This window comes from Atribacterota bacterium, from assembly GCA_028703475.1.
Taxonomy (GTDB): Bacteria; Atribacterota; Phoenicimicrobiia; order Phoenicimicrobiales; family Stramentimicrobiaceae; genus JAQVMU01.
On record JAQVMU010000012.1, the window covers coordinates 1 to 23,083 of the forward strand.

Consider the following 23,083-nt stretch of genomic DNA (forward strand, 5'->3'; position numbering starts at 1 on the left):
CTCCAATGCTTCACTAAGGCTAATAAGAATATGTTTCATGTGTTGCCTTGATGCTATTTCCGGGACAACACCACCATATTTTTTATGTATTTCTATTTGTGAAGAAACAATATTTGATAATACTTTTTTTCCATTTTCTACTATAGCTACTGATGTCTCATCACAAGAGGTTTCAATCCCTAATATGATTTTATTTTTCATTTTGTAACCCTTTATTGTTGGCACTATATTTATTCCTTTCTGCTGCTGATTTGCAGATATAAAAAGGTGATAATGCATACATATCATCATATTTATTTTTTATAATCCTATCTTCACCGATCAAAGCAATGTACGATGCTCCAGGTGGTTCTTCCTTTTTAAGAATAATATATTTATCTTTAAAGTTCTTACTTGAGATGTTCTCTTGAAAAAGATCCTCAATTCCATAACCAAAAATAAAAAAAGGCGTTTCAAACATTAGTAATTGTTCTTTAATATTAATCCATTTTTTGCATTGGTATTCTACTTTTTTTATTAATCTGTTATTTCTTTTACTTTTTTGATAGATAGTAAAATAATATTCATCTTTTCTTGCTTTAATAATCGGACATAATGTACCTGGCAAATCTTTCCATTGTAAGGCATATGCTTCCAATGTATTTACTCCAATGAGTGGAATTGACAGTGCAAAGGCCAATCCCTTTGCTGAAGCCAGACCAATTCTCAGACCGGTAAAAGAGCCAGGACCAATAGCTGTCGCAATTCCATCTAACTGGCATAATTTAAAACCTGCAAAATTAATAATATTCTCTATAAATGGTATCAATGTTCCAGAGTGGGTGGTCCCCTCTTTGTTCATCCTGTAATCATATATAACTTTACTATTCTCAATAATGGCCAAGTTTAATATTTGGGTCGCGGTATCGATTCCTAATATTTTCAAATGTCTATTAATCCTTCCACTAATTTAATATATCTTTTTCCTATCGGCTTAAAAATAATTTTTCTCGTACAGTACTCTTCTTCTATTTTTATTTTCACTAATAACAGTTCTTTTGGTAAATATTTTTTAATTTTATCAGCCCATTCTATCAATACAATTCCATCACCATAAAAATACTCCTCATAACCAAGTTCTTCTATTTCTTCAGCCTGATTAAGTCGATATAAATCAAAATGATAGATAGGCAAACGTCCCGAATATTCTTTTATGATTGAGAAAGAGGGACTGGATACCTTGCCACTACAATTTATACCACTTGCAATTCCTTGAACAAAACAAGTTTTGCCTGCTCCAAGGTCTCCATTTAAGGCAATTAAATCTCCTCTCTTTAGGAGGCTTCCTATTTTTTTACCAATTTTTCTTGTTTCTTCTGGTTTTTTACTGATAAGTGTTAAGCTATTATTGCTATTGTGATTCTTACTTTTTCCATTATTCAGCAATTTTATATTCACCTAAAATATTTTTTATCTTCCAGGGTTTTTCATCCCTGATAAATAACTTTGCAACTCTCGATTTATCAGTAAGATGCACTACTTCATCTACAATTGTATTTAGCAATTCAGCAATTCTTTCAATTTCTATAATATCTCCCATTTGCTCGCCCCATAAAACTACCTCACTACCTACTTCAACATTCTCTATATCTGTTACATCAATCATCAGTTGGTCCATACATACCCTGCCAATTACCGGAACTTTTATGCCATTTACCAGAACTTTTCCTTGATTTGACAGAAGTCTAGAGTAGCCATCCGCATAACCAACTGGTATTGTGGCAACTAATGTACTTTTTTTTGTTTTATATGTTCGACCATATCCTATAAATTTATCTATTTCAAACCTTTTTATAAAAGAAATTCGACTTTTAAAAGATAAAGCTGATTTCAGTTGTATAGTTTTTTTAACTTCCTTTGACGGGTATAGGCCATAAATTATACAACCAGGCCGGACTATATCCAGCCATGTTTCAGGTAATTCCAATATTGCAGCACTATTCGCCATATGGAAAAACGGGATTTTTGGTATATTGCTACTTTTTATCTTACTAATTACCTCATTAAATATTTGTAACTGAGAGCCGGTGTACTGTTTATCGACCTCATCGGCTGTTGAAAAATGAGTATATACTCCCTGAATATCAATGCAATCCAGTTTTATAATTTGTTTTATTACATTAATTGCTTTCTGTGGAAATATACCAAGGCGACCCATTCCCGTTTCAATTTTTAGATGAACCAACACATTCTTATTCTTTTTGATAGCTATTTTATTATATTGTTCGGCAGTCTCTGGATCACAAATTGTTGGCATAATATCATAATCAATGTATAAATACAGTTGTTCCTCTGGTGATACGCCTAACACCAATATTGGTACTTTGACATTGTTTTTTCTCAGAATTATTGCTTCTTCAATTCTGGCTACAGCAAGATATTCTACGCCATTATTAATTAATATTTTTGCAACCTCAATAGAATCATGTCCATAGGCATTCCCCTTTACAATGCCCATAATTTTTACTTGCTCACCAATCAGTTTCCTAATATTCTTAATATTTTGTTTTATTGCATCCAGGTCAATTTCAATCCACGTAGGTCCTAATAACTCTTTCATATTTGCCTCCTTAGTTTTTTATAATAAAAAATATAGTTGATATCGTTAGTACTAAAGAGATTTTTTGAACTATTTTTTATTAGCAATATTTCTTTTAAACAATTCCTTATACAATTCAATCAATATAATATTTAAGTCTCTTTATATATTATGATAACTCTAATTTTCGATAATTACCAATGCTACGGCTAAACCTTCTACATGCGATATTGAGAGCTGTATATTAATAATACCCTTTTCCTTTATTATTTTATTTAATCGATTTGATAAATAGATTTCGGGTTTACCCATATTATTATTTCTAATTTCAATTTCTTTCCATTTTATTTCGCGAAAACCAGTCCCGATAGCTTTAACCCATGCTTCTTTTGCAGCAAAATAACCAGCATATGACTGATACCGCCTCTCGTTTTTACTTTCACAATAATCAATTTCAATTTGGGTATATATTCTTTTTAGGAAACAATCATCCCATTTAGCAATAATTTTTTTTATTCTGCTAATTCTTACTAAATCAATTCCACATCCAACAATCATTATATTCCTTAAATTAATTATAAAATATATTAAAATTTTGATATAGCTATAGGCTTAATTAGTTTTAAATAATTAAAATGGCAACCATAAACTGCCTGTGACTTTTAAAATCTTACAGATAGCTGGTAATTATTCAATTTAGCAACCACTATCTTTTATTTATTTTTATTTTTTGTGGTTATTGTTTTTTATGATTTACACCAAAAAATAATAGCTTTCATTAAACGCTTTTCATAAATTATTTTAAACCTTATTTAATTAAACAGTTTTCATAATACACATTGAATGATATTTTTATATGATACTTTATTCATAGTTATAATTTGTATAATTAATTTTGCTATCCCCTATCTTATTCTTTACCAATTTTTTAAAATACATTAAAAAAATCTTTCGGCTTTGTGGAATAGTTATTATAAAACCAACAATATCAGTAATAAACCCGGGGGTTAATAATAATATTCCCCCAATAAGGATTAAAACCCCTTCCATTAAATTGTCAGTTGGTATGATTCCTTCATTCATTTTTCTTTTTATTCGCATTATAATATGTAATCCCTGTTTTTTTACCAAATATGCACCAGCAATTCCGGTTACAATTACAACAATAATTGTCAGTAGTACTCCAATATGTTTTCCTACTTGTAATAATATGTACAGCTCCAAGAATGGAACAAAAATAAACAGCAATATTAATTTACTTAAAATCATCTTTTGACCCTGTTAATATCTGTAATATATAATTTACTATAATATAATATCTATTCTACTGTTACACTCTTAGCTAAATTTCTCGGTTTATCCACATCTCTGCCTAAAATGTCTGCAATATAATAGGCTAAAAGCTGTAGAGGGATAACAGACAATAATGGATATAGAGTCTGTTCAACTGTTGGGATAAATATTACTTCATCTACTATATTTTTAATCTGTTTATCACCTTCGGAAGCTATTGCAATTATTTTAGCATCTCTGGCATTAACTTCTTTAATATTATTAATCATTTTATTATAAACATGATCTTTTGGACAAATAGCAACAACGGGAAACTTCTTGTCCAATAAGGCAATTGGACCATGTTTCATTTCTCCTGCAGTATAAGCTTCGGCATGAATGTAAGAGATTTCCTTTAGTTTTAAAGCTCCTTCTAAGGCTATTGGGAAATTAAAATCTCTCCCTAAATATAAAAAATGTTGGTATTTTGAGTATTTTTCAGCAATTTCTTTAATTATATTTTCTTTGCTAAAAATCATTTCAATCTTTTGAGGAATAGCCATTAACTCCTGTATAAGTTTTTTTTCATTCTCTGCAGAAAGTACTCTTTTGTTTTTTCCTAAAAAAATAGCAAGTAAATACAGTGAAATCACCTGACCAATAAAGGCTTTTGTCGATGCTACACCAATTTCAGGACCAGCATTAATGTAAATAGATTCATCGGCTTCACGACTTATAGTACTTCCTATAACATTAACAATTGCAAACACAGGGCAACATCTTTTTTTAAATGAACGCATAGCCGCAATAGTATCAGCAGTCTCCCCGGACTGAGAAACAACAATTCCCAGGGAATCACTATTGTATATTTGGGTTCGATAACGAAATTCTGATGCATAATCTACCTCTACCGGTATTCTACTTAGTTTTTCAATAAAATATTTTCCCAAAAGTGAAGCATAGAAGGCAGTTCCGCAAGCTATAATATGGATTTTTTTAATTTTTTTTATCATCTTTTCAGACATATTAATATCTTTCAAATTTACTCCACTCTGGTCAATATATTTGCTCAGGTTATTTTTTATTACTAATGGCTGTTGAAAGATTTCCTTTAGCATGAAATGCTTATAACCACTTTTTTCTGCCATTTCTGAATCCCAATCAATTTCAACTATTTCTTTTTTTACCTCTTTTCCCTCCAAATTAATAATGTTAACAAAATTTTTACCAATAGTTGCTATCTCGTTTTCTCCTAAAAATATAACTTTTTTAGTATAATTCAAGAGTGCCGGTATATCGGAAGCAATATACATTTCTTCGTTTCCAACACCAATTACCAATGGACTGCCACATCTGGAAACAACTATCCTGTCTGGCTCCTTATTTGATACTATTCCTAAAGCATAAGAACCTTTTACCTCCTTTAAAGATTTTCTTACTGCCTCAGTCAGGTTTTCATGGTAATTTTTTTTGATGAGGTGTGGTAATACCTCTGTATCTGTTTCAGAAATAAACTTACAACCATCATTGATTAATCTTTCTTTGATTTCTAAATAGTTCTCTATAATGCCATTGTGGACAACCACAATTTCATGCTTTTTTGAAAAATGAGGATGAGCATTGGCTTCATTAGGCCTGCCATGTGTAGCCCATCTGGTATGCCCTAATCCAATAGTGCCTTTAAGCTCAGATTCTTTGATTATTTGTTTCAGGTATTCTATCCTGCCTTTGCACTTTTGAATATTTATCTTATTTCCTTTATTTAGAACTGCTACTCCGGCAGAATCATATCCTCTATATTCTAATTTTTCTAATCCTTGTATTAAAACAGGTAGTGCTTCTTTATTTCCAATATATCCAATTATTCCGCACATTATTAATTCCTTTCTTAAAATAAAAAATCCTCATTATTAATCCATTAAATTAAACTAAATAATAGTTGTTTCTTAATTTCTTAATGAGGATTATAAAAATATATTTATATTAGTAAATTTATCAATATATTTAAGGATCAATAAAAGCCTGGTAATTTTTTTGTCCTCACAATTTCTTGTAAGCTTTGTAAATTACCTTTAGAATGGCTATCCCGGGAGCATCCGCCGAATATTCGATAAACTCCCCCCTCGTCAACTTAATTATAAAAAACATGTCGTGATTAAAATTAATAATTAAGTTCTGGCGCTTTTATTTAGTTTTTATTTTTCACATATTTTATCCCTCCTATATCCTTCTCTTTTCATTTTATGTAAAGAAATGTTATATAATTATAACACATTTGCCAGTAATATATTCCATTAAAAGAATTTGTTCATTCATATTTTTTCATGAATTCATCAAAGTTATTCTTACACTTATCGATAATGTTCTTATCCTTGCTTTCCAGTAATACTCTAATCTTTTTTTCAGTGCCGGAAGGTCTAATAAATACCCTCCCTTTTCCACTAATCATATTTTGAATATCATTTTTGATGACACTATATTCTTCGCTGTTTAGCATAGCTTCTTTATCAACAATATCATAGTTTAGCAATTTTTGATGGTACTTTTTCATTATTGATGCCTGTAAGGAAATCCTTTTATTGCTACTACTTAAAGCTTCCAATAGTTTTAATGAAGTAACAATTCCGTCTCCATTAGGGCTATTTTTAAGAAATATTATATGACCTGACTGTTCTCCACCTAATGCTGCATTTTCTTCCAACATCTTTCTTAAAACATTTTTGTCCCCTATATCAGTTCTTATAACTTTCCCTCCAATTTTCTCAATTGTTTCATCAAACCCTAAATTGCTCATATGTGTAGTAACTATCAAATTATTTCCCAGTATGCCTTTTTTTAAAAATGCATTAGCATAAATTGCCATAATTTGGTCTCCGTCTACAATTTCCCCCTTTTCATCTACTGCCAATACTCTATCTGCATCACCATCATAAGCAAGCCCAAGGTCAGCGTTTTCACTTATTACTTTTTTTTGTAAATCGATTAAATTAGTGGAGCCACAATTCTGATTAATATTGGTTCCATTTGGAAAATTATTAATAATTGAGAAATTTTTAATTTTAAGTCTCGAATACAGTTCTTCTATCAAAATACTTGCTGCGCCATTAGCACAATCAATTATTATTTTATAGTCTGAATTTTTCACACTTTCTGAAGTAGAATTAATAATATAGTCAATATAAATCTTTTTAGCGTCTCTTAGTAATTCTATTTTTCCAATATTTTTTCCTGATATATTTATTTTCTTGTATTTCTCATTTATTAGTATATTTTCAATTTCTTCTTCTTTTTCATTATCAAACTTCATACCATCACTAAAAAAGAATTTAATCCCGTTGTCATAATAAGGATTATGTGAAGCAGAAATCACTATTCCCATTGATGCTTTAAAGTACTTAGTTAAATATGCAACTGCCGGGGTTGTTACAATACCGGCATCCAGTACACTTATACCGGTTGAACAAAGACCTGCGCTAAGCGCATATTCTAACATATCTCCAGAAATTCTGGTATCTCTTCCTATTAAAATATTAATATTTTTACTATTTTTAAAATAATACCCGATTGCTCTTCCAAGATTTAAAGCAACCTCTGCAGTCATCGGGTATTGGTTTGCCAGACCTCTTATTCCATCAGTACCGAATAGATTAGCCATGAGTTCCTCACTTCTTTTCTAAACAATAAAATATTTTTAGAAATATATATTATTTTTTTATTGTTATTTCTACTTCTTCAGGAATAACCTGAATCAAATCAATCTCTGGAGGTAATTCTACTTCTACTTTTGCTTTTTCGCTTTCAACATTTGAAAGGTTTACAAATAATTTTATATCCTTATCTGTTATATTTTTAAAACTGCTTGATTTACCTACCACTTTAACATCAGCCATCTCTGGATTTAATTGATAATCAACAAAAGGAGATGCATCTTGATGCATGATACTGATATCCTGGAATAAATACTCCTCTTCCTTTTCCTCGACAAATATCTGCACCTCAACTAATGTTATTTGCTCATCTGCAAGGTATATCCCTTCTCCAAGAATTGGTGGTATTCTTACAGTAAGCGTTTTAGAAATTCCATTCACATCAATAGGAATAGTTTCTAAATAATTTAAATATCCTATTTTTGAATAGTTCCCATATACCCGGATATAGCTGGGATCAGCTTCAATTTTTGATATGTAATATTCAGGAGCCGGCTTCCCAACAATACGTGGTCTAATTGGCAATATTTTTTCTGGGTATCCTTCGCCTACCCTGATAAGTACAGAAACTGTCTCAGGATTTACCTTTAACCCTTCTATCTCAATATTTTCTTTACTGAAAACAGAAACTTTTTCTTCTCTTGATATGTCTTCATTTATTGAGGAAATATCTATATCTATTTTTACTTTTTCAATTATTTGAAGCAACGATTCAGCTCCAGCGATTGTAACCTCCTGCGGATTTATTTCAGGCTCATCCTCTAAAGAATAACCTCTTTCGGGTAAACCAATTAAACTGTATTCCACGGGAAATGTACTCTCTATTATTTCTTCAACTGTAACTCTTATTTCATTAGGAATTATTTTAGTGATGTTGGTACTTTTGGGAACAACAATATCAGTTATTATTTGGTATTCACCCGCTTCTCTTATATTTTTTAAATCTACTGTGCCAACTATCTTTTGGGATGAAATATTTTCCAATATATTTTGTGGCCCCTGAATTCCAACACTTACCTTGTCTCTTATTTCTTTAATTGATAAATTGCCACTTAAATTAATTGGTCTTACCTCTATATCATAATATCTTTCAGCTGTTATATTATATTCACTGGATATATAAAACCATAGTACAATTGCCATTGCAAATGCCAACAGTTTGATATCTAAATTTTTAAGTAAGATTGTTTTAATTTTAATCATTTTTTTGATTACCTTTTTTTGCTGAATCGAATAATTTTATCCTTTTTGGGTGATATAATTTCTGTAAAAATTTTTTGAGTAATTGTGGCTTCATTGGTCTTGTCAGTTTTCCATCAATAGCAACAGTAATAGCGCCTCTTTCTTCCGAAACTACTACAATTAAAGCATCGGTAGTTTCACTTAATCCTATTGCTGCCCTGTGCCTTGTTCCTAAATATTTTTTTAAATCAGTTCTTTTTGTCAAAGGCAATATACAGTTTGCTCCCGCAATTCTGTTATTCCTTATAATAACTGCACCATCATGCAATGGTGAATTTGGCAGGAAAATGGAATAAAGCAATTCTGAGGAAAAATCACTATTTAAAGTAATTCCAGTTTCTAAAATATCTTGTAATCCAACTTCTCTTTCTAATACAATTAGGGCTCCATTTTTTTCTGCAGAAAGCATTGGCACGACCATAATAATACCATTAATTAGCTCTTCCCACTGTTTTGTTTCCTCTCCCTGTCTAAATAATGGTATATTACTCAGGAAACCACCTTTACCCATTTTTAATAATAATCTTCTTAGTTCTGGTTGGAATATAATTGGGATTGCTACTACAAGCATCGCCATCAAGCCTTTTATTAACCAATTTATTGTTCTCAATCCCAGCCAATTAGCAATAAAAGAAAAAATAAAAAGAACCACAAATCCTTTAATAATTTGGACAGCAGGTGTGTCTTTTATTAATAGAAAAACATTATAAAGAATAAAAGTTATTAAAACAATATCTAAAATATCCAACACAGATATATTTAAAGACATTTTTTACCTTATTAACCTTTTACTAAAATAAAAAAGCCATCCCAAAATTATTTTATCATAAAATACTTTGATGATGGCTATTTTTTTCTGATAAGCATAACAAATAAAACAATATTTAAAAAGCAGAAAGACCATATTATCTCTTTGAAAATTGATAACTTGCCCTTGCGCCTTTTTTGCCATATTTTTTTCTTTCTTTCATTCGAGCATCACGTTCCAGCATTTTTTCTTTCTTTAAAACTGGTCTGAGCGAATGATCATATTCTACCAATGCCCTGGCTATTCCATGTCTAACTGCCCCACTTTGTCCGGTAGTGCCACCACCGGTTACTTTAATATTAACATCCACTTCTTCCATTTTATTAACCAAGCGCAAAGGTTCTTCAGCTATTATTACATCATTATTATTGGGGAAATATTCATTTAAAGGTTTATTATTAATAGAGATATTACCTTTGCCAGGATATAACCAAACCTTGGCAATTGAGGTTTTTCTTCTTCCAGTGCCATAAAATCTGTTAATCGTCAAAATTGCACCTCCTTATCGATTAGTTTATAACAATAACTTCTTGAGCAGTATGCGGGTGTTTATCTCCACGGTACACTTTAAGCTTTTTCATTACTGAACGACTTAGCTTATTTTTAGGTAACATTCCTTTAACTGCTTTTTCAATAACCATTTCTGGTTTTTTTTCTATCATTTCTTCAAACTTTACTTCTTTTAATGATCCTGGATAACCGGTGTGATGTCTATACAATTTTTGTTCTGCTTTATTACCAGTCACTTTAACTTTTTCGGCATTAATTACAACGACATAATCACCTAAATCTTGTGATTGATCAAATACAACTTTATTTTTTCCCCTTAAAATAGATGCTACTTCTGTAGCAAGTCTGCCCAATATCTTTCCTTTTGCATCAAACAGATACCAATTTCTTTGTATATTTTCCTGTTTTTCTCTAAATGTCTTCAATTTTTCCTCCCTCTGTCGGAATAATCAATAATAGGATAAAATAACATAAAAATTCTAATATAATTAAGTATTAATGTCAAGATAATTCTTGCTAAATGCTTATTTTATCATTTAATTTATAATATTATCCCTAATATCTTACCTTTATTAAGTACAGTCCATTTGGTGGCAACACTATTCCTGATTTTTGATTATTTTTTCCTTCAAGAATATTTATTATTTCCTTTGGTTCACGTTTATTCATTGAAAAATTTATTAATGTTCCAACAATTAGTCTCATCATTTTATATAAAAAAGCATCTGCTTCAATTGTAAAACAAACTATTTGCTTATTTTTCTTAATATTGATGCTTTTAATAGTTCTTAATCTGTTTACTCTCCTGTCATTTTTCTTTTTATTCAAGCAACTAAGAGCACTAAAATCATGATAGCCATAAAGATATTTGGAAGTTTCTATCATTCTATGAATGTCTAATTGTTTATTAAGAAAATAATAATAATTTCTCATAAAGACAACTTTTGAAGAAAACCTGGTATCGAATAAACTTCTGTTCATTATGAAATACTTGTAAATTTTGCTTTTCGCACTATACCTTGCATGAAAATCCATACTAACAGATTGTGCCTTTCTAACCCTTATATCACCCGGCAGATTATGGTTTAGTACAAGTGTCCATTTATTTACAGGCATTGAGCTTTTTGTGATAAAATTAGCAACTTGACCTATGGCATGCACACCGGCATCTGTACGACCTGATCCATTTAGCTTTATTCTATTTTCTCCAGTAATATTCCTTATAACCTTCTCAATTGTTCCTTGAATTGTTTTTCTGTTTTTTTGTTTTTGCCAACCGTAATAATTTGTTCCATCATAAGCAATTATAAGTTTAATATTTTTTGTATTTTCCATAATACTATAACCCTAATACTTTCCAAATACAAATGCTAATATTATCACCAAAAAACTTATAATGAAAAACAACTTATCATTTCTCTTTATTGATAACGTTCGATAATGTGTTCTTCCATTTCCTCCTCTATAACACCTTGCTTCCATTGCAATTGCTAACTCATCAGCACGATGGAATGCATTTATGAATAATGGAATAATTATAGGAATCATGTTCTTTATACGGTTTATAATATTACCACTGTCAAAATCTGCACCACGAGCAACTTGAGCTTTTATTATTTTTTCTGTTTCTTCCATCAAAGTTGGAATAAAACGAAGTGCGATTGTCATCATCATTGCTATCTCATGAGCTGGTACTTTAATACTTTTAAAAATAGACAATAGCCTTTCAATTCCATCTGTTAAGCCAATTGGAGAAGTGGTCAGTGTTAACCATGAAGTTGCTATAATTAATAAAAATAATCTGGTTGCAATAAAAAATCCGCGAATCAAACCTTCTTTTGTAATTGATAGAATCCATATTCTTAAAATAACTTCTCCTTGTGTTGTAAAAAAATGTATTAATAATGTCAGTATTATTAAGAATAACAATGGCCTTAAGCCCAACAATACATATTTTGGATTAACCTTTGACAGGGCTATCCCACTAAATAGATATATACCAACAACCAAAAAACCTACCCATGTATTAATTAAAAATATTGTAATAATTATAAATAAGGTTATTAATATTTTAATTCTCGGATCTAATCTGTGAATAGTTGATTCCTTGTGAATATATTGGCCAATTGTTAAATTTCTAATAAATTTCATTTACCTTCTCTTATTTATTAAGTTTATAATTTCACTTTCTGCTTCTTCCAGTGTTAAAACACCTGAGTCAACAGGCCTTCCCATTGTTTTTAATTTATGCATAATATATGTAATCTGAGGCAATGATAACCCTATTGTTTCTAACCTCTCTACATTATCCCTAAAAATTGCTTTCGGTGTGTCGTCCATTACAATTCTTCCGTTTTCCATAACTATTATTCTTTGCGATAACTCTGCAACTACTTCCATATTATGTGAAACTAATATAATTGTCTTTTGAAAAGATATATGAAGATCCTTGATTAATTTTAGTAATTTTTTACGGTTTTGAGGATCAAGACTTGCGGTTGGTTCATCTAAGATAATAACATCTGGTTCAATTGCCAGAATACTTGCGATTGCAACTCTACGCATTTCACCACCGCTTAAGCTAAATGGTGATTTGTCCTTATACATAGAATAATCCATTTCAACCATTTTCATTGCCTTCCTGACCCTTCTCTCCAACTGATTAATATCTTTTATTCCTGTATTTTTTGGTCCAAAAGCAATTTCCTTAAAGACAGTCTCTTCAAACAACTGATTTTCGGGGTACTGAAAAGTAAGCCCAACTATTTTTCTTATTTCCTTAAGCTTTGCCTTATTTTGATGTATATCTACTCCATCAATGAATACTTTTCCCTCAGTAGGTTCCAGCAGACCATTAAACATTTGCAGAAGTGTAGTTTTCCCACACCCTGTATGTCCGATAATTCCAACAAATTCCCCTCTTTTAATCTTTAAATTAATTGACTTTAAAGCATCAGTTTCAAATGGCATATTTAAATTATAGGTATATGAAACATTTTTTAGATTAATAAGCATAATTTTTCTACCATTTCTTCTTTATTTAAAATATTTGGAGGAATCTTTATACCTTTTTGGCTTAACATTCTTGCAAGCATGGTTGTTGGAGGTAATTCTAAATTTAACTGCTTTAACTGTTCATCCGATTGTAAAAAAATTTTTTGAGGTGTACCTGTTAATGCAATTTCACCTCTTTTAAGCACAATTATTTTATTAAATTCTGCTGCCTCTGACATGAAATGAGTGATATATATAATCGTAATTTTTTCATCTCTATTTAATTTCTTTATAGTATCAAGTATTTCCCTTCTTCCTTTTGGGTCTAACATAGAAGTTGGTTCATCTAATACTAAATATGATGTATGCATAGCTAATGCTCCTGCAATAACAACTTTTTGTTTTTGACCGCCTGATAATAAATGAGGTTCACAGTTTCTCATTTCAAGCATACCAACAAGATCCAAAGCCCATTCTACCCTTTCTTTCATTTCCGACTCATCTATTCCTACATTTTCTAATCCAAAAGCAATATCGTCCTCAATTGTTGTGGCAACAAGTTGATTGTCAGGGTTTTGAAAAACCATTCCTACCTTTTTTCTTATCTCCCAGATTTTATCTGTATCTTTAGTATTCATATTATTCACAATAACATCACCTTCCTGTGGTAATAACAACCCATTAATATGTTTTGCAAATGTTGATTTCCCAGAGCCATTGGCACCAATTACAGCTATAAAATCCCCGTTATGAATATCAATATTAATATTTTTCAAGGAAAATAAATTATTGTCTTTATTATTATGGTAAAGGTATGAAACGTTATCAAATATTATCAAATAAACATCCCTCTTTTACGACTTTTAATTAGCTTATAGCTAATATGGTATTTTAATAATAAAAATAAAAAGGTTAAAATGCAGGAATACTCATTACTATATAATCCTTACAAATTAACCTTATTATTTTCTATATTTTATTTAACAAATTCTATAACTGCCATCGGGGCTGCATCACCTTTTCGAAAACCGGCTTTAATAATTCTTGTATAGCCCCCGTTTCTTTCTTTGTACTGAGGACTAATCTCTTCAAAAAGGAGTTTGATAGCATGTTTGTTCTGTATAGATTTGAATACTTTCCTTCTTGATTGTAGATTATCTTCTTTTGCTACAGTAACTATTTTTTCTAAGTATTTTTGCAATTCTTTTGCTTTAGGAAATGTTGTATTAATTTTTCGATTTATAATCATAGATATGGACAAATTAGATAATAATGCCCTTCTATGGCTGGTATCCACATTTAACTTTCTTTTTAAGTTTCTATGTCTCATCAGACTCACTCCTTTGTATCTCAGTATCTTTCAAAGAAAGGCCGAATTCTTTTACTTTATCCTTGATTTCTTCAAAAGACTTTTTACCTAAATTTTTTATTCCCATTATTTCTTCTTCTGTTTTACTGATAATATCACCGAAAGAATTAATATTAGACTTCTTTAAACAATTGTATGATCTTACTGAAAAATCAAGTTCCTCTATGCTTTTTTCTAATAATTTTTTCTGTTCATTATTTTCATTCTCTTCCTCTGCAATTTGATCAGTTATAGACTCCATTTCATCAGGAGAAAATTTTGTAAACAACTTTAAATATTTAATAAGAATATTTGAAGCTTTGCTTAGCGCTTCGTCTGGCAATATACTTTTATTTGTATATATATCCATAACAAGTTTTTCATAATTCATAAACTGGTCAGAACTTGTTTTTTCAATATTATATGCTACCTTAATAACAGGTGAAAACATTGAATCAATAGTTATATAATTAATAGCCTGGTCTTTCTTTTTATTTTCTGGCGCAGTAATATATCCAGTGCCTTCTTCAACGATTATCTCCATATCCAATTTACCATCATCGCTCAAAGTGGCTATCGTGCTATTTGGATTTAAGATCTCCACATTTATGTTCGGAGTTATATCTCCTGCTTTTACAATACCTTTTCCACTTGCTTTTAGTCTTAATACTTCAGAATTACTACCATACATTTTAAAAACAATGGCTTTTGTGTTTAGAAGAATTTCATTAACATCTTCCTTTACACCGGGTATTGTAGAAAATTCATGAACAACTCCTTCAAACCTTACTGCAGTTGCACTTGCACCAGTTAAAGAAGATAATAACACTCTTCTTAAGGAATTACCTAAAGTTGTACCATAGCCTTTATCCAATGGCTCAATTATAAAACGCCCATAACTATCTGTTAAATTTTCTATTTTTATTTTAATATTATTTATATCTAACAATTGAAATATCTCCTTCCGGTATTGATTGTTAAGTGCCATTTTATCTGGAATAGAATTCAACGACTAGCTTTTCATCAATAGGCATATCAATGTCTTCTTTAGAAGGAAGCTTAACCACTTTCCCTTTTAAATTTTTAATATCGGCTTCTAGCCACGAAGGAACATTAACTTCTCTCTCTTCTTCTTTTAGTTCTTTCAATTCATTAATACTCTGGCTTTTTCCCCTGACTTCTATAACATCATTTAATTCTGCCATATAGGAAGGTATGTTAACTTTTTTACCATTTACCAAAATATGGGAATGTCTAACAAGCTGCCTGGCTTTTGCTCTCGAATTGGCAAAACCCAAACGGTAAACAATATTATCCAATCTTCTTTCTAAAAACTGAATAAAGTTCTCACCGGTTACTCCATGTTTCTTCTCTGCCTTTTCAAAAAGATTACTAAATTGTTTTTCTAAAAGACCATACATATCTTTCATCTTCTGTTTTTCTTTCAACTGAATGGCATAGTTTGATAATTTTCTCACTCTTCTGCTTTGGGAACTTTTACCTGGTGCATTTTCTCTTTTTTCAACTGCACATTTTTCAGTATAACACCTTTCTCCCTTTAAAAATAACTTGGTTCCCTGTCTTCGGCATAGCCGACAAACAGGACCCGTATATCTAGCCATGTAATTACCTCCTTAAGGTAAAATTATGTATTATTTATAAATAATTAACATTACTTATTTAGATATTTATAATTATCATTTTATTCATTATTTATTAGATCACACCAAAAGCTAAACTCTACGCTGTTTAGGAGGTCTGCAACCATTATGTGGTATCGGTGTAACATCTCTTATTGTATTTATTTTGAAACCAATTGCCTGTAATGAGCGTATAGCCGTTTCTCTCCCGGATCCAGGACCTTTTACATACACATCTATATCTCTCATACCTTGATCCATTGCTTTTTTCCCGGCTTCCTCAGCTGTTCTTTGTGCTGCAAACGAAGTACTTTTTTTACTTCCCTTATTTCCAATAGATCCTGCACTTGCCCAGGAAACAATATTTCCTTCCGTATCTGAAATAGCTACAATGGTATTATTAAAAGTTGATTGAATGTGTACAATGCCTTTTAATATATTCTTTCTTACTTTTTTCTTTCTGACTTTTTTTGCCTGCTTTTTTGTAGCCAAAATATTCTCCTTTCCAATAATTATAAAACGTAAAATTCTATATTACTTACTTCTTTTAATACCAACAGTTCTTCGTGGTCCTTTTCTTGTTCTCGCATTAGTACTTGTTCGTTGTCCTCTAACAGGCAAGCTTCTTTTATGTCTTAATCCCCGATAAGAACCAATTTCCATTAACCTTTTTATATCTGCAGTTCTTTGACTTCTTAGTTCTCCTTCAACCTTAAGGTCTTTGCCAATCAAATCCCTAATTTTGTTAATCTCTTCATCCTTTAAATCTTTTACTTTAGTTTCAAAGTTAATACCTGCTTCAGTCAGTATCTTTCTTGATAATGTATATCCAATACCATATATATATGTCAATGCACAATCTATATTTTTATTATTTGGTATGTCAACACCGCTAATCCTAGCCATATAATTTTTCCCCCTTTATTATTTTCCCTGTTTTTGTTTATGCTTGGGATTATTGCATATTACCATTATTTTTCCATGTCTTCTTATTAATTTACATTTTTCACAAATCTTTTTTACAGATGTTCTGACTTTCATTTTTTAATTCCTCTCCTGCTATAAAATCTTGAATACACCTAAATAAAAAATATTATAATTCGAACTATAGGTATATAGCTACACTTAAATACAATTTAATATATAATAGATTATGTTATATATTATTTCAATATTTTATATATACCTATTCATTATAATCGATATATAATTCTACCTCTACTTAAATCATATGGAGAAATTTCAACTTTTACCTTATCTCCAGGCAATATACGTATAAAATGCATTCTAATCTTACCAGATATATGTGCTAATACTTCGCAACCATTCTCTAATTCAACTTTAAAAGTTGCATTAGGTAGTGCCTGGGTTACAGTTCCTTTCATTTCTACATATTTTTCTTTACCCATTATACAATCATCTCCCATTTAAAAAATAATGTATAGTTCCTGAAATTGTCTTTAATTTCATACTGTTAATATTTCATTATTTTTTTCATATATTGCTATAGTATGTTCAAAATGAGCTGACAAACTTCCATCAGCAGTTTTTACTGTCCATCCATCACTACCACTGATTGTTTGATATTTACCTTCATTTATCATTGGCTCTATAGCTATTACCATACCTTTTTCTAATTTCATACCTGTTTTAGGTCTACCATAATTAGGTATTTGTGGATCTTCATGAACCTTCAAGCCAACACCATGGCCAACAAATTCCCTGACTACAGAAAAGTTCCTTTTTTCAGCTAAAGTTTGAATTGCGTAACCTATATCACCTAAATAGTTACCATTCTGTGCTTTCTTAATACCTTCATATAAACATTCTTTTGTTGTTTTAATTAATTCTTCAGCTACTTTACTTATCTTTCCAACAGCCACAGTAACAGCACTGTCTCCATAATAACCATTTAAATAAGTCCCAATATCTATACTAACAATATCACCTTCTCTTAAAATTCTTTCACCTGGTATTCCATGCACTATTTCATCATTTATGGAAATACATGCAGATGAAGGAAACTCATTACCTTCAGGGCCATATCCCTTGAATGATGGTTTCCCGCCATGCTTTATAATGTAATCCTCTGCCATTTTATCAATATCAATAGTTTTTATACCAGGTTTCACTTTATCAGAGATATATTTTAACGTATTTGCTGTTAGCTGGCAACTTTTCTTTATCTGTTGAATCTCTTTATCTGTTTTTATTATAACCATACATTATTTCTTTCTGCTAATTCCAAGATTACTTAGAGTGTCCTTTACTACTTTTAACCTCTCTTCAAGTTCAATATTCGAATTAACCCTTGTTAATAGATGTCTCTTTTGATAGTAATCCACAAGTGGCAATGTTTCATTATTAAATACTTCGAGTCGCTGTAAAATTGTTTCTTCCTTGTCATCATCTCTTTGAATAAGCTTTCCACCGCAAATATCACATGTTCCTTCTACTTGCGGAGGATCATAATTAAGATTATAAATGGCACCACATTTAGTACAAACCCTTCTGGATGATAACCTTTCTAATATTGTTTTTTTTGAAGTCTCAAAATAAAACACCTGATCAATTTTAATGGATAAACTTTTCATTAATAAATCCAAATCAATAGCCTGCTGTATAGTTCTTGGAAAACCATCAAACATAAATCCGGACTGGCAATCACTTTTTATTATTCTGTCCTCGATTATTTTCATAATCAAATTATCAGGAACTAATTTGCCTGAGTTCATATAAGATTGTGCTTTCTTACCTAAATCAGTTTCATTTTTTATGGCATTCCTTAAAATATCTCCTGTAGAAATAATTGGGATATCATTCTCCTTTTTTATTTCATGGGCAATGGTTCCCTTACCTGCTCCAGGAGGACCTAATAATACAATTATCATGAAAATCCCCTTATTTATTATTTATAAATAATTAATAGTTATTATTTCTTTATAAAACCTTCATAATGTCTCATTAGCATATGAGATTCTATCTGTTGAACTGTTTCCAGAGCAACACCGACCATGATTAAAACAGAAGTGCCACCAAAATATATAGTAGTAATTCCTGTAATTTCGATTAATATGTTTGGAAGTATTGCTATAATTGCCAAAAATATAGCCCCACTTAATGTTATTCTGGTCATAATATTATCAATATACATTGCAGTTGCTTTCCCAGGTCTTCTTCCAGGTATAAAACCTCCGTATTTTTTTAAATTATCCGCCATATTTTGAGGATTAAAGGTTATAGCTGTATAGAAAAACGTGAACACTAAAATCAATATAGCATATAAGGTTAAGTATAATGGCGTACCAGGTGAAAGAGCTGCTGATACTTTTTGCATAAAAGCAGAACCTTGAAAAAATTGTGCGATAGTACCTGGAAATATTAATATGGCTGAGGCAAATATAATAGGAATAACACCGGCCTGGTTAACCCTTAGCGGTATATGGGTGCCTTGTCCACCATATAATTTTCGACCTATAACTCTTTTTGCATACTGCACAGGAATACGTCTTTGACCTTGTTGGATTGCAACGACTCCTGCAATAACTAAAACAATAACTACTACCAGACTTATAAGTGATATAATGCTTATCTCTCCAACTCTGAATAAATTCCATGTTTGTATAATCTCAGTTGGTATTCTGGCAACAATTCCGGCAAATATTATTATTGAAATTCCATTACCAATCCCATAGTCGCTAATTTGCTCACCCAGCCACATTAAAAAACATGTACCTGCAGTCAAACTGATAACCAATAAAAATCTGAACATTAAACCACTAATCATTAATACCTGTAGACTTTCCAGCCATGCGCTAATACCAACAGCCTGTATTAACCCTAAAACTACAGTGCCATATCGTGTTATTCGATTTAATTTGGTTCTTCCTTCCTGTCCTTCTTTTGCCCATTGTTCAAACAATGGAACTACTGACTGCAATAGTGACATGATAATAGAAGCATTAATATATGGCATAATTCCTAATGCAAATAGTGAAAAACGACTTAATGCGCCACCTGCAAAAAGATCAAAAAAACCAAGAATTCCACCTTGTGTTAATAAGTTTGCCATTGCTTGTTTATCAATTCCGGGTAAAGGAATATGACTACCCAGTCTAACTACAATCAACATTGCTAATGTAAATAAAAGACGGCTTTTTAAATCAGGTATTTTGAATAGACTACGAAGTTGATCCAGCACTTAAATCACCTCAACCTTCCCACCGGCTGATTCTATTTTCTTTATAGCTTCCTGGCTAAAACGGTGCGCTCGTACTGTTATTTTTTTATTTATTGCTCCTCCGCCAAGTATTTTAATGCCATCCCCGATTTTTTTTATCATGCCTTCTTCCAAAAATCGTTCGGGATTTATAACTTCATCGTCATTAAATCTATTTAATTTTTCAAGATTTATAATTGCATATTCTTTCTTAAAAATATTACAAAAACCGCGTTTCGGTATTCTACGGCTTAATGGCATTTGACCACCTTCAAAATATGACCTTGTTTTCGAACCAGATCTGCTTTTTTGTCCATTCATTCCTCTACCGGCAGTTGTACCATTTCCGGAAGCATTGCCTCTGCCTACACGTTTTTTGGCATGGACTGACCCGGGACTTTTTTCTAAGTTATTTAACTTCATTATTATATTCCCCCTCAGTTACGATTAACTATATATTTTCTCTACAGGAATTCCTCTTAGTTTAGCAACTTCTCTGGCATTTTTTAGGCTTAGCAAGGCTTTCATTGTAGCTCTTACAATGTTTAAGTTATTATCACTGCCTAATGATTTTGTAAGAATATCTTGTATTCCTGCTGCTTCAATAATTGCCCTAACAGCACCACCAGCGATAACTCCTGTTCCTGGAGAAGCAGGCCGCAAAAATACTTTAGCACCACTATGTACACCTGTAACAGTATGAGGTATTGTATTTTTCCTTGTCTTGATTTTATACATTTCCTTCTTTGCTTTTGTAACACCTTTTTTAATTGCATCTGATACATCTTTTGCCTTACCATATCCAATCCCTACAGAACCATTACCGTTCCCCACTACGACCATGGCACTAAAGCCAAATCTTCTTCCACCTTTAACGACTTTGCTTACTCTATTTACAAAAACCACGCTTTCTTTAAATTCCTGTTCTTCATTTGTAACCCTCTGCATGTATTCATCTCCTCTCCCTATCGATTATTAAATCTTTTTAATTATATAAATTATATTTGAAATACAGATTTATTTCTTTTCCTTTAATTTTATCTGATCTGCTAAGGACTTGATTCTACCGTGAAACAAATATCCATTTCTATCGAACACAACTTGATTAATTCCCTTATCTATTAATTTTTTATTTAATATTTTCCCGGCTACTTCAGCAGCTTTTGCATTTCCTCCATATGATATTTCTTTCTTTACTTCAGGAGATAATGTAGATAAGGATAATAGTGTCTTTCCTTCATCATCATCAATAGCTTGTACATAAATATTCTTTGAACTACGAAAAACAGTTACTCTAGGTTTTTCGCTGGTACCATATATTTTTTTTCTGATACCTTTTTTTCTTCTAATCCACGCCATTGTCTTTTTATCTTTCATAAAACTATGTACACCTCTTTCTGGTATTACTAATAACTAAATATTATTAATTAACTGCCGGCTGTTGCTCCAGCCTTACCGACTTTCCTTCTTACATGTTCATCTATGTACTTAATTCCTTTTCCTTTGTACGGCTCTGGCTTACGATAATTTCTTATCTCAGATGCAATTTTTCCAACTAATTGCTTATCGGCACCTTTTACTTTAATTATTTTTTGTTTATCAACAATAAATTCAATTCCTTCAGGTGCCTGAACTTTAATTGGGTGAGAATAACCCAGACTTAGTTCAAGGTCTTTACCTTTTACATCAGCCCGATATCCTACCCCTACTATTTCTAATGTCTTTTCAAAACCTTCATTAAGTCCCTTAATCATATTAAAGATCAAATTTCTTGTTAGGCCATGCAAAGAACGATGTAATGTAAGATCACTTGGTCTTTCAACAAATATTTGATTATCTTTAATTTTTACTTCTATATCAGGGTTTATTTTATAGTTTAATTCCTGATTATTTTTCTTTGCAGTTATTGTTTTATTTTTTATATCAACAGAAATCCCATCTGGAATATCAATGGGTAATTTTCCTATTCTGGACATATTTTCCTCCTTGCATGAAATCATCAGATTTAACTTTTATTCAGTATTAAGTATATGTCTTTATAAAAGAATGCTTTTCGAAATATCTGGATTTTATACTACCAGATATAGCACAATACTTCTCCTCCATAATGCTTTTTCTTGGCTTCTTTTCCGGACATTATTCCCTTAGATGTGGATAGAATACTGATACCTAATCCACCCAGTACTTCAGGTATATCGTCTTTCTTTACATAAACTCTTAACCCGGGTTTACTAATCCTTTTTAAATTCGTAATAATTCTCTGTCTTTCATAATATTTTAACAAAATTGTAATTGTTCCCTGCTTGGTATCTTCTTTATATTTATAATCGCTAATAAAACCTTCCTCTTTTAATATCCTGGCAATTTCCAGTTTTATTTTAGAAGAAGGTATTTCTACACTTCCGCCTCTAGCTCGATTTGCATTTCTAATTCTGGTAATCATGTCGGCAATTGGATCCGAAACAACACCCATATATATCCTCCCCTCTTGCAATCATATAGAATTTTTAAATTAAAATTCTAGCAAAATGTTTTTTTGATACTTAAATAATTTTTTTCTATACGCATTACCAGCTCGATTTAGTAACACCTGGTAATTCAGCATTATGTGCCATTTTCCTAAAACAAATACGACAAATTCCAAATTTTCTTATATAACCTCTTGGTCTGCCGCATATATTACAACGATTATATTCTCTGACTTTATATTTCTGTTCTTTTTTTGCTTTTACAACCAAAGCTTTTTTTGCCACTATCTAATAACC

General features: G+C 31.0%; 32 protein-coding genes. All 32 read right to left on the reverse strand.

Annotated features, from left to right (window positions below; all coding sequences use genetic code 11):
- Nucleotides 1-201: tRNA (adenosine(37)-N6)-threonylcarbamoyltransferase complex transferase subunit TsaD (locus PHQ99_02570; GenBank protein MDD4288459.1), on the reverse strand; the 201-nt coding region annotated here is incomplete at its 3' end.
- Nucleotides 191-925 carry a tRNA (adenosine(37)-N6)-threonylcarbamoyltransferase complex dimerization subunit type 1 TsaB gene (tsaB, locus tag PHQ99_02575; GenBank protein MDD4288460.1) on the reverse strand — a complete coding sequence of 245 codons (735 nt, stop codon included), beginning with the start codon at nucleotides 923-925 and terminating at the stop codon, nucleotides 191-193. The genes tsaB and PHQ99_02570, both read right to left, overlap by 11 nt.
- Nucleotides 922-1,425 carry a tRNA (adenosine(37)-N6)-threonylcarbamoyltransferase complex ATPase subunit type 1 TsaE gene (gene tsaE, locus PHQ99_02580; protein MDD4288461.1) on the reverse strand — a complete coding sequence of 168 codons (504 nt, stop codon included), beginning with the start codon at nucleotides 1,423-1,425 and terminating at the stop codon, nucleotides 922-924. Before tsaE ends, tsaB begins: the two co-directional genes overlap by 4 nt.
- The gene (gene alr / locus PHQ99_02585; GenBank protein MDD4288462.1) at nucleotides 1,415-2,599 is read right to left on the reverse strand and encodes an alanine racemase; all 1,185 of its coding nucleotides are present in this window, start codon (nucleotides 2,597-2,599) and stop codon (nucleotides 1,415-1,417) included. The genes tsaE and alr overlap by 11 nt, the downstream gene beginning before the upstream one ends.
- Before the next feature lie 159 nt (nucleotides 2,600-2,758).
- Complete coding sequence (acpS, locus tag PHQ99_02590) at nucleotides 2,759-3,136, reverse strand: holo-ACP synthase (GenBank protein ID MDD4288463.1); 378 nt, start codon at nucleotides 3,134-3,136, stop codon at nucleotides 2,759-2,761.
- A 306-nt stretch (nucleotides 3,137-3,442) separates the two neighbouring features.
- Nucleotides 3,443-3,847, reverse strand: a complete 405-nt coding sequence (locus PHQ99_02595) for an FxsA family protein (GenBank protein MDD4288464.1) — start codon at nucleotides 3,845-3,847, stop codon at nucleotides 3,443-3,445.
- Between the two features lie 50 nt (nucleotides 3,848-3,897).
- Entirely contained in the window at nucleotides 3,898-5,724 is a 1,827-nt protein-coding gene (gene glmS / locus PHQ99_02600; GenBank protein ID MDD4288465.1) for a glutamine--fructose-6-phosphate transaminase (isomerizing), read from the reverse strand.
- A 434-nt stretch (nucleotides 5,725-6,158) separates the two neighbouring features.
- A complete protein-coding gene (gene glmM, locus PHQ99_02605; protein MDD4288466.1) occupies nucleotides 6,159-7,505 on the reverse strand; it encodes a phosphoglucosamine mutase in 1,347 nt (448 codons plus the stop codon).
- 49 nt (nucleotides 7,506-7,554) lie between these two features.
- Complete coding sequence (locus PHQ99_02610) at nucleotides 7,555-8,760, reverse strand: CdaR family protein (GenBank protein ID MDD4288467.1); 1,206 nt, start codon at nucleotides 8,758-8,760, stop codon at nucleotides 7,555-7,557.
- Nucleotides 8,753-9,568 carry a diadenylate cyclase CdaA gene (gene cdaA, locus PHQ99_02615; GenBank protein MDD4288468.1) on the reverse strand — a complete coding sequence of 272 codons (816 nt, stop codon included), beginning with the start codon at nucleotides 9,566-9,568 and terminating at the stop codon, nucleotides 8,753-8,755. The genes PHQ99_02610 and cdaA overlap by 8 nt, the downstream gene beginning before the upstream one ends.
- Before the next feature lie 136 nt (nucleotides 9,569-9,704).
- On the reverse strand, nucleotides 9,705-10,097 hold the full coding sequence (gene rpsI, locus PHQ99_02620; protein ID MDD4288469.1) for a 30S ribosomal protein S9: 393 nt from the start codon (nucleotides 10,095-10,097) through the stop codon (nucleotides 9,705-9,707).
- 19 nt (nucleotides 10,098-10,116) lie between these two features.
- Nucleotides 10,117-10,542, reverse strand: a complete 426-nt coding sequence (gene rplM / locus PHQ99_02625) for a 50S ribosomal protein L13 (protein MDD4288470.1) — start codon at nucleotides 10,540-10,542, stop codon at nucleotides 10,117-10,119.
- Nucleotides 10,543-10,672: 130 nt separating this feature from the next.
- Nucleotides 10,673-11,452 (reverse strand): tRNA pseudouridine(38-40) synthase TruA, encoded by a 780-nt coding sequence (truA, locus tag PHQ99_02630; protein ID MDD4288471.1) that lies wholly within the window; start codon nucleotides 11,450-11,452, stop codon nucleotides 10,673-10,675.
- Nucleotides 11,453-11,464: 12 nt separating this feature from the next.
- Complete coding sequence (locus tag PHQ99_02635) at nucleotides 11,465-12,268, reverse strand: energy-coupling factor transporter transmembrane component T (GenBank protein ID MDD4288472.1); 804 nt, start codon at nucleotides 12,266-12,268, stop codon at nucleotides 11,465-11,467.
- Nucleotides 12,269-13,132 (reverse strand): energy-coupling factor transporter ATPase, encoded by an 864-nt coding sequence (locus PHQ99_02640; GenBank protein ID MDD4288473.1) that lies wholly within the window; start codon nucleotides 13,130-13,132, stop codon nucleotides 12,269-12,271. It lies immediately after the preceding gene.
- Entirely contained in the window at nucleotides 13,117-13,950 is an 834-nt protein-coding gene (locus PHQ99_02645; protein MDD4288474.1) for an energy-coupling factor transporter ATPase, read from the reverse strand. Before PHQ99_02645 ends, PHQ99_02640 begins: the two co-directional genes overlap by 16 nt.
- Nucleotides 13,951-14,087: 137 nt before the next feature.
- Nucleotides 14,088-14,441, reverse strand: a complete 354-nt coding sequence (rplQ, locus tag PHQ99_02650) for a 50S ribosomal protein L17 (protein ID MDD4288475.1) — start codon at nucleotides 14,439-14,441, stop codon at nucleotides 14,088-14,090.
- Nucleotides 14,431-15,408, reverse strand: a complete 978-nt coding sequence (locus tag PHQ99_02655) for a DNA-directed RNA polymerase subunit alpha (protein MDD4288476.1) — start codon at nucleotides 15,406-15,408, stop codon at nucleotides 14,431-14,433. The genes rplQ and PHQ99_02655 overlap by 11 nt, the downstream gene beginning before the upstream one ends.
- A 40-nt stretch (nucleotides 15,409-15,448) precedes the next feature.
- Nucleotides 15,449-16,081, reverse strand: a complete 633-nt coding sequence (rpsD, locus tag PHQ99_02660; protein MDD4288477.1) for a 30S ribosomal protein S4 — start codon at nucleotides 16,079-16,081, stop codon at nucleotides 15,449-15,451.
- A gap of 111 nt (nucleotides 16,082-16,192) precedes the next feature.
- Complete coding sequence (gene rpsK, locus PHQ99_02665; protein ID MDD4288478.1) at nucleotides 16,193-16,591, reverse strand: 30S ribosomal protein S11; 399 nt, start codon at nucleotides 16,589-16,591, stop codon at nucleotides 16,193-16,195.
- Nucleotides 16,592-16,633: 42 nt separating this feature from the next.
- On the reverse strand, nucleotides 16,634-17,005 hold the full coding sequence (gene rpsM, locus PHQ99_02670; GenBank protein MDD4288479.1) for a 30S ribosomal protein S13: 372 nt from the start codon (nucleotides 17,003-17,005) through the stop codon (nucleotides 16,634-16,636).
- Between the two features lie 18 nt (nucleotides 17,006-17,023).
- Nucleotides 17,024-17,140, reverse strand: coding sequence for a 50S ribosomal protein L36 (rpmJ, locus tag PHQ99_02675; GenBank protein ID MDD4288480.1), 117 nt, complete (start codon nucleotides 17,138-17,140; stop codon nucleotides 17,024-17,026).
- Nucleotides 17,141-17,292: 152 nt separating this feature from the next.
- Nucleotides 17,293-17,508 carry a translation initiation factor IF-1 gene (gene infA, locus PHQ99_02680; protein ID MDD4288481.1) on the reverse strand — a complete coding sequence of 72 codons (216 nt, stop codon included), beginning with the start codon at nucleotides 17,506-17,508 and terminating at the stop codon, nucleotides 17,293-17,295.
- 57 nt (nucleotides 17,509-17,565) lie between these two features.
- Nucleotides 17,566-18,321, reverse strand: coding sequence for a type I methionyl aminopeptidase (gene map, locus PHQ99_02685; GenBank protein ID MDD4288482.1), 756 nt, complete (start codon nucleotides 18,319-18,321; stop codon nucleotides 17,566-17,568).
- Nucleotides 18,322-18,324: 3 nt separating this feature from the next.
- A complete protein-coding gene (locus tag PHQ99_02690; protein ID MDD4288483.1) occupies nucleotides 18,325-18,990 on the reverse strand; it encodes an adenylate kinase in 666 nt (221 codons plus the stop codon).
- Between the two features lie 41 nt (nucleotides 18,991-19,031).
- Entirely contained in the window at nucleotides 19,032-20,300 is a 1,269-nt protein-coding gene (gene secY, locus PHQ99_02695; protein ID MDD4288484.1) for a preprotein translocase subunit SecY, read from the reverse strand.
- Nucleotides 20,301-20,741, reverse strand: a complete 441-nt coding sequence (gene rplO, locus PHQ99_02700; protein ID MDD4288485.1) for a 50S ribosomal protein L15 — start codon at nucleotides 20,739-20,741, stop codon at nucleotides 20,301-20,303.
- Between the two features lie 24 nt (nucleotides 20,742-20,765).
- Entirely contained in the window at nucleotides 20,766-21,266 is a 501-nt protein-coding gene (rpsE, locus tag PHQ99_02705; protein MDD4288486.1) for a 30S ribosomal protein S5, read from the reverse strand.
- Nucleotides 21,267-21,335: 69 nt separating this feature from the next.
- Nucleotides 21,336-21,695, reverse strand: a complete 360-nt coding sequence (rplR, locus tag PHQ99_02710) for a 50S ribosomal protein L18 (GenBank protein MDD4288487.1) — start codon at nucleotides 21,693-21,695, stop codon at nucleotides 21,336-21,338.
- A 50-nt stretch (nucleotides 21,696-21,745) separates the two neighbouring features.
- Complete coding sequence (gene rplF / locus PHQ99_02715; GenBank protein ID MDD4288488.1) at nucleotides 21,746-22,294, reverse strand: 50S ribosomal protein L6; 549 nt, start codon at nucleotides 22,292-22,294, stop codon at nucleotides 21,746-21,748.
- Between the two features lie 98 nt (nucleotides 22,295-22,392).
- Nucleotides 22,393-22,791, reverse strand: coding sequence for a 30S ribosomal protein S8 (gene rpsH, locus PHQ99_02720; protein ID MDD4288489.1), 399 nt, complete (start codon nucleotides 22,789-22,791; stop codon nucleotides 22,393-22,395).
- A 94-nt stretch (nucleotides 22,792-22,885) separates the two neighbouring features.
- A complete protein-coding gene (locus tag PHQ99_02725; protein MDD4288490.1) occupies nucleotides 22,886-23,071 on the reverse strand; it encodes a type Z 30S ribosomal protein S14 in 186 nt (61 codons plus the stop codon).
- Nucleotides 23,072-23,083 lie beyond the last annotated feature (12 nt).